A 13432-nucleotide genomic window follows, 5' to 3' on the forward strand; every position below is an offset into this window, starting at 1 on the left:
CGACAACTGGAAGCAGGTGCTCGAAGCCTACAAGCGCACCAGCCAGAACGAGCCGTTGCTGCACCGCGCGCTGGCGCTGTGGTTTGCCAACGAGATGGGGCTGCCGGTGGCGACGCCGCTGTCGGGCGTGGCCAATGAGCTCACGCCTAATAACCCCAAGGCGGCCAAGGCCCCGGCTGATGCCGAGCCCGCAGCAGGCGATAGCCTGATCTTTGTCGCGCCCGATTCCACGCGCGGCCGTCAGGTGGCGACAGTGCTGACGGCGCAGCTGATGCGCCAGGTCGGCCAGCCGGTGCCGGAAGCGCTGGTGTCCGCCGATGTGGCGGCGCGCGCCGCGCTGGCGAGCGACACCTCGCCGCTGGTGCAGAGCCTGCTGCTGATGGGCGCTGGCCGTTCCGCGGCCGACCCGGCACCGCTGCTGGCCCGCGCCAGCGCCGCCATGCCGACGATGGATCGTGCTGTGGCGCTGGTCTGGCTGCAGAAGGGCCTGGGTGGTTTGCAAGGCGCGAATGTCGCGGCGATCCAGCCGGCGGTGTCGGCCGGTGGCTGGCAGGCGACGCGCTCGCCGGTCGGTGTGCCGACGTGGCGTTGGACCGGCGCCCAGGTGCCGGCCGCGCTGGACTTGGCGACATCGCCGTCGGACGTGACGACGCAATCGGCCATCGTGTCGTACCGCAGCCGCGCGCCGGAGGCCTCCAAGCTGCCGATCACGGTGGAGCGCAAGCTGTACCGCCTGGAGCCGATCGACACCCCGGCCCCGAAGGAAGACCCCAAGGCGCCCAAGCAGCCGCGCGCTGACGCGGCCACGGCCAACGCGGCCACGGCCAACGCGGCCACGGCCAACGCCGGTATCACCTTCCAGGCCGAGCCGGTCAAGCCGGGCGACACGCTCGACAGCAATGCGCTGTACGTCGACGAGATCGTGCTGACGCCGCGCCAGGGCACGTACCGCTACGGCCTGGTCGAAGTGCCGCTGCCGCCGGGCGCCGAGGTGGAAGCCACCACCTGGGGCATCCAGATCAACGGCCTGAAGGGCGAGCCGAACGAAGGCAACGGCCCGCAGCCGTTCGAGCGCAAGGCAGCCTATGAGATGGGCCAGCTCTCGTACAACCAGCCGCTGCCCGTGCTGGAGCGCCCGACCGTGCTGCGCCAACTGGTGCGCTTCTCGTTGCCGGGCCGCTTCGCGCTGCCGCCGGCGCGCTACTTCCGCATGTACCAGCCGGAAGCCAAGGCGCTCCAGGGCGACGGCAAGACGGCCAGCTATCCGTTCAAGGTGGAGTGACACGGCGATGCGCTCCGGCTCGCTTGCGCGTGGTGTGCTGACCGGCCTGATCTGGGCCGGTAGCGCGCTCACGCCTGTCGGGCAGGCCGCTGCCGCATCGGCCGTATCTGAACCATTGCGCTACGCCGCGCTGGAAGGCACGCAAGAGGATGGGGCCAAGCTCTGGCAGTTCAGCGTCGACCCGGCTGGCGGCATGCCGCAACCCGTGCCGCTGGCACGTGACGCTGAAACACCGCTGGGCAGCGTCTGGAAGCTGTTCGTCTACAGCTATCTCGTCTCGCGCCGCATCTCTACGCCCGACTACACGTGCCACGGCAACGACGCGGAAGAGGTCTACTGCTGCACGGCCGGCCAAACCATCGACCGCGAGCGCGCACTCATCCAATCGTGCGGCCGATACTTCGAGCCGGCGCGCCTCGGCCTGGACAGCGCCGACTGGCGCCGCTTCTGGCAACAGGCCAACGCACCTGCATGGCTGCGCGACCTGCGCGCGATGCAGCCCACGCGCCGCGTGCCTGTCGCCGATCTGCTCACCGCCTTGCGCACCGTCCCCGCCGATGGCCGCGAGACCGCTGCGCAAACGCTCGTCTCCGTGCTGACGGTCGGGCGCGGCGAGGGCACCGTGTCGTACTTCGGCGGCCTGCTGCGCGCCAAGACCTGGACCATGCCCGACCCGCAGCGCCCCGGCGCGTCGATCGGCGGCGCGGCCGGCTGGCTGGCCGATGGCACACCGGTCTGGCTCGGCGGCGCGGGCTCAAGCAACCAGGTGCTGGCCGCCGCTGCGCCGCGCCTGACGCCACTCATCGAGCAGACACCCGTGCCTGACGACGACGCCTGCGTGGCCGTCGACTTCTTCGCGCGCTACCCCATCCGCGACGTGCGTGACGCGAGCGGTAAGCCCGTCGCGCCCGGCCGGCTGGAAGGGCGCTACGCCGTGCGCTTCGTCAACGGCAACACGTTGCCGATCGAGAGTCGGGGCGAGCTGACGCTCTCCCGCGAGAACGGCGCGCCGCTCATCACCGGCCGGCTCGGCATGAACGACTACGTGGCGCGTGTGGTCGAGCGCGAAGGCGAGCTGGCCGAGCCGCAGGCGGCCCGCGCCCTGGCCGTGGCCGCGCGCAGCTACCTCGTGCAGCACGCCGCGCGCGACAAAGGCTGCTACCGCATTGCCGACAGCTCGCGCACGCAGCGCGTACTGCCGCGCCCACCCGTTGCCGCCGCCCGCAGCGCCGCTGAATTCACCGACGCACTGGTGCTGACTGGCCAGCCCGTGCAGTACCACAGCACCCTCGGCGGACGTGGCCAGATGAGCTGGACCGCCGCACGCGCTGCCGCCCAGCGCGGCCAGGGCTTCGACGCCATCCTCGCGCAATGGTGGCCGCAGGCGACGCTCACCTCGTTCCAGAGCCCGGTCGCGGGCGATTGCTCGCCGGTGGCGGGCGCCGCGCAGTGGCTCCAGGCGCAGGCGCCGACATGGTCGATGAGGCTGGCCGCCGAACCCGGCTACGAAACACCGCCGCTGCCTGCCGTGTGCGTGGTGCACGAGGGGCTGCCCTATGCCGATGCGCGCCGCAACCGGCTCTACATCCACCGGCTCGCCACCGAGGAAGATCGCATCGCGCTCACGCACGAATATCTGCACCTGGCCTTCGCGCGGCACCCGCGCGGTCAGGACGAGCAGTTTGTCGAGGCGACGGCGCGGCGCCTGATCCGTGGGGAGGGGCTGCTGTGAACGTGAACACCTGGATGACCCAGATGACGGTGGGCGCAGCAGCCTTGCTGCTGGGCGTCTCGGCGCTGGCCGAACCGGTGGCCGACCTCGACGGCCCGATCGGCGGCTGGCGCCACAGCGGCCTGACCAACGAGCTGGAGCGTTATACCGCCGCGTACCCGAAACCGCCGGTCGATCGCGGCGCGCAGAAGTACCGCACGCTCATCGCCGGGCGCATTCGCGCGGCCGGCAAGCAGCGCCGCGCGCCGGTGCTGGTGGTCAACGGCAACGCCATGCCGCTCTACGGTGACGGCGAAGGCCGCTTCGCGCGCCCGTGGGCGTTCGGCCCGGGCTCGAACAGCGTCGAGATCGTCAGTCCCGACGGCCAGTCGCGCCAGCGTCTGCAGTTCTACGAGGCGGACGCCACCAAGACGTCCGCCAAGCTGCGCGCCATCCTCACCTGGGACGACCCGCGCGCCGAGGTCGACATGCATGTGATCTCGCCGATCGGCGACCACGCCTTCTGGGCGGAGCCGCTGCTATCCGACGGCGGCGGGCTGGATGTCGACAGCGTCGACGGCGCCGGCCCGGAGATTTTTTCCACCGCCGCACCGCGCCCCGGCGTGTGGCTGTTCTACGTGAACTACTGGGGCAACTTCAACGCCGGCGGTTACAACTTCGACGAAAAGGCCCACGACCGCGATCTCATCACCGCGCAACTGACGCTGATCTATAACGAGAACACGCCCAACGAGCGGCGCGAGTTCATCACCGTGCCGCTGCGCAAGATCGGCGAGCTGGCGCTGATGAAATCGATCCGCTTCTGACGCTTATGACGCCTTCCACCTTTCGCCTCGCACTCGCCATCGCACTCGCCACCCTGAGCGCGGGGGCTGCCTTTGCGCAAACCGACAGCGGCAACATCGAGATGACCACGCCGATCAACGGCTGGCGCAACTCGGCCGGCGACGATTCGCGCTACACGCAGGACGTGCATTACCCGGCCGTGGCGGTCGCCACGCCGCAGGGGCAGGGTGCCGCATCGATGATCGCCGGGCGCATCCGCAACCTGCCCAAGGTCGCCGCGCCAGCGGATGAGAACAAGCCGCGCCGCCGCCGAGGGGGCGGCGCCGACGGCTCGTCGGTCGGCACGCTGATCGTCAACGGCGTGGCGATGCCGCAGCGCGTCGAGGCCGATGGCACGTTCTCGCGTCCGTACGCCTTCGGTGCCGGCAGCAACAGCGTCGAGGTGCGCACCGCGCGCGGCGACACCAAGCGCGTGCAGTTCTACGACACCTACGCCGGCAAGACCCGCCCGCGCCTGCGCGTGGTGCTGGCGTGGGACACCGACGGCACCGACCTCGACCTGCACGTCATCTCGCCCGACGGCCAGCACGCCTGGTACGGCAACCGCGTGGTCGACAACGGCGGCGCGCTCGACGTGGACGTCACCACCGGCTACGGCCCCGAGATCTACTCCAACCCGGCACCCGTCCCGGGCACGTACCTCGTCTACGTGAACTACTACGGCAGCGGCAGCGACCGGAGCGTCATCACCACTGCCACCGTCACCATCATCACCGACGAGAACACGCCGTCCGAGCGCCAGCAGACCTTCGTCATGCCGATGCGCAAAGCCGGTGAACTCACGCTGGTCCGCAGTTTCACGATGAAGTAATCCCCACCGTACCCGGAGCCGCCATGGACACGCAAACCGTCGCCGCCTACGACGCCCTCGCCGAGACCTTCGCGCAGGAGTGGCGCGAGCAGCCGGCGCCGGAAGACATGTACGCGCTGTTCCGCCGCGTGTTCAAAGAGGGCGGCGCCACGGCCGACATCGGCTGCGGCAGCGGGCGCGAGGTCGCGTGGCTCAACGCCAATGGCTACCCGGCGGTCGGCTATGACGCCTCGGCGGGGCTGCTGGAGGCGGCGCGCGAGCAGCATCCAGGGCTGTCGTTCCGGCAGGCGCTGCTGCCTGAGCTGGTCGGCATCGCCGAGGGGGCGTTCGACAACGTCGTCTGCGAGACCGTCATCATGCATCTGCCGCCCGAGCAGATCGGTGCGGCGGTGCGCCGGCTGGTGTCGCTGCTGCGCCCGGGCGGCATGCTGTACCTGAGCTGGCGCGTCACGCCTGACACCGACCAGCGCGATGGGCGCGGCCGGCTGTATGCGGCGTTTGATGCGGCGCCGGTGCGCGAGGCGCTCGCTGGCACCGAGATCGTTTTCGACGAGGCGGCGGTGAGCCAGTCGTCGGGCAAGACCATTCATCGGATCGTGGCGCGCCAGGCCTGATCGCCCGTAGAGGCACGGATAGGGCGCAGTCCGATCGCTCCAGTTACCCGACCCCCGGCGGGGTTTGTCACAATAGCGGTTTCGCCCAGCCAGCGCGTGAGCCCGCGCGCACCCGCCGTCCCGATGTACGACTCTCCCGCCATAGACCACGCGCTGCAGGCGCTACCCGAGGACACCGCCGCCGCCACGCGCGCCGTGCTGCACGACGTGTTCGGCTACAGCGCCTTCCGCGGCCCGCAGGCGGAGATCGTCACCCACGTGGCCGACGGCGGCGATTGCCTGGTGCTGATGCCGACCGGCGGCGGCAAGTCGCTGTGCTATCAGATCCCGGCGATGGTGCGGCACCGGCGCGGGCAGGGCGCGGGCATCGTGGTCTCGCCGCTGATCGCGCTGATGCAGGACCAGGTGGCCGCGCTGGAAGAGGCCGGCGTGCGCGCCGCGTACCTGAACTCCGCACTCTCCGGCGCCGAGGCCGCGCAGGTCGAGCGCGATCTGGCCGCCGGCCGCCTCGACCTCGTCTACGTGGCGCCCGAGCGGTTGATGACGCCGCGCTTCCTCGACTTGCTGGAGCGCTCGCGCATCGGCCTATTCGCCATCGACGAGGCGCACTGCGTGTCGCAGTGGGGGCACGATTTTCGGCCGGAGTACATCCAACTCTCCGTGCTGCACGAGCGCTTCCCGCACGTGCCGCGCATCGCGCTCACCGCCACGGCTGATGCCGTCACGCGCGACGAGATCGTCGAGCGCCTGGCGCTGACCGACGCGCGCGTCTTCCTCTCCAGCTTCGACCGCCCGAACATCCGCTACACCATCGTCGAGAAGGACAGCGCGCGCCAGCAACTGCTGCGCTTCATCCGCGCGGAGCACATGGACGGCGACACCAGCGACGCCGGCATCGTCTACTGCCTGTCGCGCAAGAAGGTGGAAGAGACCGCGCAGTGGCTGGCCGAGCAGGGCCTGCGCGCGCTGCCGTACCACGCCGGCATGGACGCCGACGTGCGTGCGCGCCACCAGGCGATCTTCCGCAAGGAGGAGGGCGTCGTGATGGTGGCGACCATCGCCTTCGGCATGGGCATCGACAAGCCGGACGTGCGCTTCGTCGCGCATCTGGACTTGCCCAAGAGCCTGGAGGGCTACTACCAGGAGACCGGCCGCGCCGGCCGCGACGGCATGCCCGCCAACGCGTGGATGGCCTACGGCCTGGCCGACGTGGTGCAGCAGCGCCGCATGATCGACGAGTCCGAGGCGGACGACGTGCACAAGCGCGTGTCGACCGCCAAGCTCGATGCGCTGCTCGGCCTGTGCGAAGCCGCCACCTGCCGGCGCGTGGCGCTGCTCGCCTACTTCGGCGAGAGCAGCCAGCCGTGCGGCAACTGCGATACGTGCCTGACCCCGCCGCAAACCTGGGACGCCACGCGCGAGGCGCAGATGGCGCTGTCGTGCGCGTACCGCGTGCAGCAGGCCAGCCGCGTGAGCTTCGGCGCCGGGCAGCTCATCGACATCCTGCGCGGCAACGCGACCGAGCGCATCAAGCAATGGCACCACGAGACGCTGTCGACCTTCGGCATCGGTAGCGAGCTGTCGGAGCCGGCGTGGCGCAGCGTGTTCCGTCAGCTGGTGGCGCAGGGTTTGTTCGCGGTCGACCACGGCGGCCATGGCGCGCTGATCCTGACCGACGCCGCGCGTCCGGTGCTCAAGGGCGCGCAGCCCGTGATCCTGCGGCGCCAGGCGGAGAAGGTGCGCGGTGGCTCGTCCTCGTCGTCGGCCAAGAAGGAGCGCCGCGCGGATCCGGCCGCCGAGCTGTCGGCCGAGGCGCAGGCACGCTGGCAGGCGCTGCGCGTCTGGCGCGCCCAGACCGCGAAAGAGCACAGCGTGCCGGCCTACGTGATCTTCCACGACAGCACGCTCGCCCGCATCGCCGAGACCGATCCGGACTCGCGCGACGCACTGGCCGAACTGCCGGGCATCGGCATGGCCAAGCTGGACCGCTATGGGCAGGCGCTGCTCGACGTGCTGGAGACGTGTCGTGAGGGCGCTTAGCTTGCGATCGCCGGCAGCGGTCCCATGACCCCGGTGCGGGTCAGGTGCTCCGCCAGGAAATCCACGAACGCCCGCACCTTGGGCAGCAGGTGCACGCGCTGCGTGAAGACCGCGTGCAGCGGTACCTCGCGCGCGGTGTAATCGGTCAGCACCGCCTGCAGCCGCCCGGCGGCGACGTCATCGCGCACCAGGTACGCCGGCCCCAGCGACACGCCCAGCCCGGCGCGCGCCGCCTCGCGCAATACCAGACTGTTGTTGGCCAGCATCGAACCGTTCACGCGTGCCACGCGGCGCGCGCCGGCGGTGTCGGTCAGCACCCAGTCGTACGGCCCGTCGTAGTTGGCGTAGGCGAGGCAGTTGTGGTCCTTCAGATCGTCCGGCGTGCGCGGGATGCCGCGCGCGCGGAAATACGATGGCGCGCCGTAGATCGCATGCGCGCAGTTCGCCAATCGCCGCGCCACCAGCGAGGAGTCCTCCAGCATGCCGATGCGGATCGCCACGTCGATGCGCCCGGCCACGAGGTCGGCATAGCGGTCGTTCATGTCCAGGTCGATCTGCACGGCGGGGTAGCGCGCCTGGAACGCGCCCAGCAGCGGCGCGAGCAGCGTTACCGCAAAGGACGCGGGCGCGGACACTCGCAGCGTGCCGCAGGCATCGTCGCGCAGGGCGGTGACGGCCTGCTCGGCGGCGTCCATCAGCGCGAGGCCCTCGCGGCTTTTCTCGAAGAAGGCGGCGCCGGCCTCGGTCAGCGACAGGCGCCGCGTGGTCCGCTGCAGCAGGCGCGCGCCCAGGCGCATCTCCAGCCGCGCCAGCGCCTTGCTGATCACCCCGCGCGACACGCCCATCGCATCGGAGGCGGCCGACAGGCTACCGCGCTCGACCACCTGTACGAAGATCACCACGTCGGAGAGCCGGTCCATATTTGCCAGTTCCTGGAAACAATCTGACGCCAGAGGCTACCTTAATCTGCGCGAATCGGCTGGCTACGATGTGGCGTCACGTCTTCTTCCACTGCCCATCATGACCACAGAAGCCCCTGCCGTTACCGTCTCCAGCGCACCACTCGCCGACCTCCTGCCGAGTCGCGCCACGCCGCTGTTCGCCGTCGCCGTCGGCCTGATCGTCGTCAACCTGTTCGGCATCCAGCCGCTGATCGCCGACGTTGCCGCCAGCATCGGCTGGACCACGGCCGCCGCCGGCCTGCTGGTGACCGCCACGCTGGTCGGCTACGGCATCGGCTTGCTCCTGCTAATGCCGCTGACCGACCTGCAGGACAACCGCGCGCTGGCCTCGCGCACGCTGTGGGGCGCGGTGGCGTCGCTGGCGCTGGCGGCCGTCGCCACCAGCAGCCAGGTGCTGATGCTGGCGGCGTTCGCCATCGGCCTGACCTCGACGGTCATCCAGATGCTGATCGCCCTGGCTGGGCGCTTGGCGGCTGACCACCGGCGCGGCCGCGTGCTCGGCGACATCATGATCGGCCTGAATCTGGGCATCCTGCTGTCGCGCCCGGCGGCGAGCCTGATCGCTGCACAGTGGGGCTGGCGCACCTTCTACGGCGCTTCGGCCGTCGCCATTGGCGTGCTGGCGCTGATCCTGCCGCGCGTGATGCCGACCTTCGTGCCGCCGCGCACGCAGTCCTATGGCGCGCTGCTGGGCTCATACGGCCGCCTGCTGCGCGCTGAGCCGCTGCTGCGTAGGCGTGCCGCCACCCAGGCGTTGCTGATGGCCGCATTCACGCTGTTCTGGACGGCGGTGGCGCTGCGGCTGGCGTCAGCACCGTTCCATCTCTCGCAGAACGGTATCGGCTTGTTCGCACTGTGCGGTGCCGCCGGCGTGCTCGCAGCGCCGATCGCTGGGCGCCTGGCCGACGGCGGGCATGTCCGCCTGGGTACGTATCTGGCCCACGGCAGCGCGGCGCTGGGGTTGTTGCTGGCGCTGGCCTCCGCGCTGCTGCCGGGCCTGAGTGTGCCCGTCATGCTGGCGATGCTGGTGGCCGCCGCGCTGCTGCTCGACTACGGCGTGATCGGCGACCAGGCGCTCGGCCGCTATACGGTCAACACGTTGGCGCCGGAGATCCGCGGCCGCGTGAACGGCCTCTACACCGGCGCGTTCTTCTTCGGCGCGGCGCTGGGCGGCGGCTTGGCCGGGGCAGCCTGGACGCGCGGCGGCTGGATCGGCGTGTCGGTCCTGGCGCTCGGGTTTGTGGCGGCGGCTGCGCTCGTCTTCCTGTGGCCCGCCAGCGCGCCGCGTGCCATCGGCGCCACACCGCGCCGTTGCTGAGTCGCACCGCGCGCCGCCAGACTGGTGGCGCGCTTGACGCTTGCCAGACACGCCGCTATAGTGCCAGATTCGAGTTTTTGGCTTCTGGTTTCGCGCGTCCATGCCCGGCAAAGCGCTGTGCAAGGCATCTGAACCGGACGGGCTCGCGCTCTTTGGTCTGGATCTGTTCCCGCAGGTCTTTCTCTAGAGCGTTCTGCTCGCCACTTCCAAAACCCGATTGCGCCGATTGCCTCACATGTGAGGCTGCCACGTCATGTGGTCCGGCGATTTTTCAAAAACCAAGCTGGATTGAACAATGCCAACTATCAATCAATTGGTTCGCAAGCCCCGCGTCTCTGAAAAGCTGAAGAGCAAGAGCCCGGCGCTTGAGAACTGCCCGCAGCGTCGCGGCGTGTGCACCCGCGTGTACACCACGACGCCGAAGAAGCCGAACTCGGCACTGCGTAAGGTCGCCAAGGTGCGCCTGACCAACGGTTTCGAAGTCATTTCGTACATCGGCGGTGAAGGCCACAACCTGCAAGAACACAGCGTCGTGCTGATCCGCGGCGGCCGTGTGAAGGACTTGCCGGGTGTGCGTTACCACATCGTGCGCGGCTCCCTTGACCTGCAAGGCGTCAAGGACCGTAAGCAAGCGCGTTCGAAGTACGGCGCGAAGCGCCCGAAGAAGGCCTAAGTTGTCAGTGAGATCGGCCCGCGTTTGCGGTCACGGTCTTGTCATGAGCAGGCGGTACAACGGTGCGTTTTTTGACCGCACTGGCACCGTCGAGTAAGTGGTCACCCGGCTCAGATTGTTGGAAGACAAGCTAGTTGGTGGCCGGAGAACCGAAGCGGTTCTCAACTGAACAGAGAAGGAAAGAAGATGCCACGTCGTCGTGAAGTCCCCAAGCGGGAAATTCTGCCGGACCCGAAGTTCGGCAATGTGGAAGTCGCCAAGTTCATGAACGTCCTGATGCTGGACGGCAAGAAGTCGGTGGCTGAGCGTATCGTCTACGGTGCGTTCGACCAGATCGAGAAGAAGGCAGGCAAGGTGCCTGTTGAAGTGTTCTCGCTCGCTATCAACAACATCAAGCCGGTGGTCGAAGTGAAGAGCCGCCGCGTTGGTGGTGCGAACTACCAGGTGCCGGTCGAAGTCCGGCCGTCGCGTCGTCTGGCATTGGCGATGCGTTGGCTGCGGGAAGCTGCAAAGAAGCGCAGCGAGAAGTCGATGGCCCTGCGTCTGGCTGGTGAGTTGCTCGAGGCCTCGGAAGGCCGCGGCGGCGCCATGAAGAAGCGCGACGAAGTGCACCGCATGGCTGAAGCCAACAAGGCGTTCTCGCACTTCCGCTTCTAAGCGACGCGACACGTTGTTGGTTGCTGGGCGGGCTGTGTGCGCACATCTCGCCCATTTGTATTGGGGGCGCTTGCCAATCGGCAGCGCCCCGTTGACGAATCAGAGGATTAACCGTGGCTCGTAAGACCCCCATTGAGCGCTACCGCAACATCGGTATTTCCGCTCACATCGACGCCGGCAAGACCACCACGACCGAGCGGATCCTGTTCTACACCGGTGTGAACCACAAGATCGGTGAAGTGCATGATGGCGCGGCCACCATGGACTGGATGGAGCAGGAGCAAGAGCGCGGCATCACCATCACGTCCGCTGCCACCACCGCCTTCTGGAAGGGCATGGCTGGCAACTACCCCGAGCATCGCTTCAACATCATCGACACCCCGGGCCACGTGGACTTCACCATCGAGGTGGAGCGTTCCATGCGTGTGCTGGACGGCGCGTGCATGGTGTACTGCGCCGTGGGTGGCGTGCAGCCGCAGTCGGAAACCGTCTGGCGCCAAGCCAATAAGTACAAGGTGCCGCGTCTGGCGTTCGTCAACAAGATGGACCGTACCGGCGCCAACTTCTTCAAGGTCTACGAGCAACTGAAGACCCGCCTGAAGGCCAATCCGGTGCCCGTGGTGGTGCCGATCGGTGCTGAAGAAGGCTTCCAGGGCGTCGTCGATCTGCTCGAGATGAAGGCGATCATTTGGGACGAGGCTAGCCAGGGCGTCAAGTTCGAGTACAAGGACATCCCGGCCGAGCTGCAAGCCACCGCTGAAGAGTGGCGCGAGAAGATGGTCGAGTCCGCCGCCGAAGCCAGCGAAGCGCTGATGGAGAAGTACCTGGGCGGCGAAGAGCTGACCCGTGATGAGATCGTCAAGGCACTGCGTGACCGTACCATTGCCTGCGAAATCCAGCCGATGCTGTGCGGCACCGCGTTCAAGAACAAGGGCGTGCAGCGCATGCTCGACGCCGTGATCGATTTCCTGCCGTCGCCGGTTGATATTCCGCCGGTTACGGGCACGGACGAGGACGACAGCGAGAAGAAGCTCGAGCGTAAGGCCGACGACAGCGAGAAGTTCTCGGCGCTGGCGTTCAAGATCATGACCGACCCGTTCGTTGGCCAGCTGATCTTCTTCCGTGTCTACTCGGGCAAGATCAACTCGGGCGACACCGTGTACAACCCGGTCAAGCAGAAGAAGGAACGTCTGGGCCGTATTCTGCAGATGCACGCCAACCAGCGCGAAGAAATCAAGGAAGTGCTGGCCGGCGACATCGCTGCCGCGGTGGGCCTGAAGGATGCCACCACGGGCGACACGCTGTGCGATCCGGCAGCCCCGATCGTGCTCGAGCGCATGGTGTTCCCGGAGCCGGTGATCTCGCAGGCTGTCGAGCCGAAGACCAAGGCTGACCAGGAAAAGATGGGCATCGCCCTGAACCGCCTGGCGGCAGAAGATCCGTCGTTCCGCGTGCGCACCGATGAAGAATCGGGCCAGACCATCATTTCGGGCATGGGCGAGCTCCACCTCGAAATTCTGGTGGACCGCATGAAGCGCGAATTCAACGTCGAAGCCAACATCGGCGCACCGCAGGTGGCCTATCGCGAAACCATTCGCAAGAAGGCCGAAGACGTCGAAGGCAAGTTCGTCAAGCAGTCGGGCGGCCGCGGTCAGTACGGTCACGCAGTGATCACGCTGGAGCCGCAAGAGCCGGGCAAGGGCTTCGAGTTCATCGACGCCATCAAGGGCGGTGTGATTCCTCGTGAATACATCCCGGCGGTGGAAAAGGGTATCGTCGACACGCTGCCCGCAGGCATCTTGGCTGGCTTCCCGGTGGTCGACGTGAAGGTCACGCTGACGTTCGGTTCGTACCACGACGTGGACTCGAACGAAAACGCGTTCCGCATGGCCGGCTCGATGGCCTTCAAGGAAGCAATGCGCAAGGCCACTCCGGTTCTGCTTGAGCCGATGATGGCTGTGGAAGTGGAAACGCCGGAAGACTACATGGGTACCGTGATTGGCGATCTGTCGTCCCGTCGTGGCATCGTGGAAGGCACGGACGACATGGTCGGTGGCGGCAAGATCGTCAAGGCCCAAGTCCCGTTGTCGGAGATGTTCGGTTATTCGACGTCGCTGCGCTCGGCCACGCAAGGCCGCGCCACGTACACCATGGAATTCAAGCAATACGCTGAGGCACCGAAGAACGTCGCTGACGCAGTAATGAAGAAGTCCAGCGAAGGTAAGTAATCAATGTGTTTTGGGTGATCGCGTGTGCGATCGCCCTCAATCAATATCTAGCAATTAGCCCATTCCGAATTGAGGAGCTGACATGGCAAAGGAAAAGTTTGTACGGACCAAACCGCACGTGAACGTTGGTACGATCGGTCACGTTGACCACGGTAAGACCACGCTGACCGCAGCGATCGCAACCGTGCTGTCCGCCAAGTTTGGTGGCGAAGCGAAGAAGTACGACGAAATCGACGCAGCGCCGGAAGAAAAGGCACGCGGCATCACGA

11 protein-coding genes and 1 pseudogene are annotated in these 13432 nt (G+C 67.6%); 11 read left to right on the forward strand and 1 reads right to left on the reverse strand.

Annotated elements, in window-relative coordinates; all coding sequences use genetic code 11:
- The 6 genes and pseudogenes from QZ609_RS17825 to recQ form a co-directional block, all read left to right on the forward strand.
- Nucleotides 1-1282, forward strand: a pseudogene (locus QZ609_RS17825) (alpha-2-macroglobulin family protein); the annotation flags it as partial.
- Between the two features lie 7 nt (nt 1283-1289).
- Complete coding sequence (locus QZ609_RS17830; protein ID WP_295497583.1) at nt 1290-3014, forward strand: DUF2300 domain-containing protein; 1725 nt, start codon at nt 1290-1292, stop codon at nt 3012-3014.
- Nucleotides 3015-3037: 23 nt separating this feature from the next.
- Nucleotides 3038-3820 (forward strand): YfaP family protein, encoded by a 783-nt coding sequence (locus QZ609_RS17835; RefSeq protein ID WP_295497600.1) that lies wholly within the window; start codon nt 3038-3040, stop codon nt 3818-3820.
- A gap of 5 nt (nt 3821-3825) precedes the next feature.
- Nucleotides 3826-4671 carry a DUF2135 domain-containing protein gene (locus QZ609_RS17840; protein WP_295497585.1) on the forward strand — a complete coding sequence of 282 codons (846 nt, stop codon included), beginning with the start codon at nt 3826-3828 and terminating at the stop codon, nt 4669-4671.
- A 23-nt stretch (nt 4672-4694) separates the two neighbouring features.
- Nucleotides 4695-5285 (forward strand): methyltransferase domain-containing protein, encoded by a 591-nt coding sequence (locus tag QZ609_RS17845; RefSeq protein ID WP_295497587.1) that lies wholly within the window; start codon nt 4695-4697, stop codon nt 5283-5285.
- A 123-nt stretch (nt 5286-5408) separates the two neighbouring features.
- The gene (recQ, locus tag QZ609_RS17850) at nt 5409-7325 is read left to right on the forward strand and encodes a DNA helicase RecQ (RefSeq protein WP_295497589.1); all 1917 of its coding nucleotides are present in this window, start codon (nt 5409-5411) and stop codon (nt 7323-7325) included.
- Here recQ and QZ609_RS17855 read toward each other — a convergent pair.
- The gene (locus tag QZ609_RS17855) at nt 7322-8245 is read right to left on the reverse strand and encodes a LysR family transcriptional regulator (protein ID WP_295497591.1); all 924 of its coding nucleotides are present in this window, start codon (nt 8243-8245) and stop codon (nt 7322-7324) included. The two genes, recQ and QZ609_RS17855, sit on opposite strands and share 4 nt — an antisense overlap.
- A gap of 100 nt (nt 8246-8345) precedes the next feature.
- On the opposite strand from QZ609_RS17855, the gene QZ609_RS17860 reads away from it, so the two are divergent.
- The 5 genes from QZ609_RS17860 to QZ609_RS17880 all read left to right on the forward strand — a co-directional run.
- Entirely contained in the window at nt 8346-9605 is a 1260-nt protein-coding gene (locus tag QZ609_RS17860) for an MFS transporter (protein WP_295497593.1), read from the forward strand.
- Between the two features lie 295 nt (nt 9606-9900).
- Nucleotides 9901-10278, forward strand: coding sequence for a 30S ribosomal protein S12 (gene rpsL / locus QZ609_RS17865; protein ID WP_021197587.1), 378 nt, complete (start codon nt 9901-9903; stop codon nt 10276-10278).
- A 186-nt stretch (nt 10279-10464) separates the two neighbouring features.
- The gene (gene rpsG, locus QZ609_RS17870; RefSeq protein WP_295497595.1) at nt 10465-10935 is read left to right on the forward strand and encodes a 30S ribosomal protein S7; all 471 of its coding nucleotides are present in this window, start codon (nt 10465-10467) and stop codon (nt 10933-10935) included.
- A gap of 113 nt (nt 10936-11048) precedes the next feature.
- Nucleotides 11049-13163: an elongation factor G gene (gene fusA, locus QZ609_RS17875; protein WP_295497597.1), complete on the forward strand. Its 2115-nt coding sequence runs from the start codon at nt 11049-11051 to the stop codon at nt 13161-13163.
- Between the two features lie 82 nt (nt 13164-13245).
- On the forward strand, nt 13246-13432 hold a 187-nt coding region (locus QZ609_RS17880), incomplete at its 3' end, for a GTP-binding protein (RefSeq protein ID WP_295497599.1).

The organism is uncultured Ralstonia sp., from assembly GCA_913056305.1.
Classification (GTDB): Bacteria; Pseudomonadota; Gammaproteobacteria; order Burkholderiales; family Burkholderiaceae; genus Ralstonia.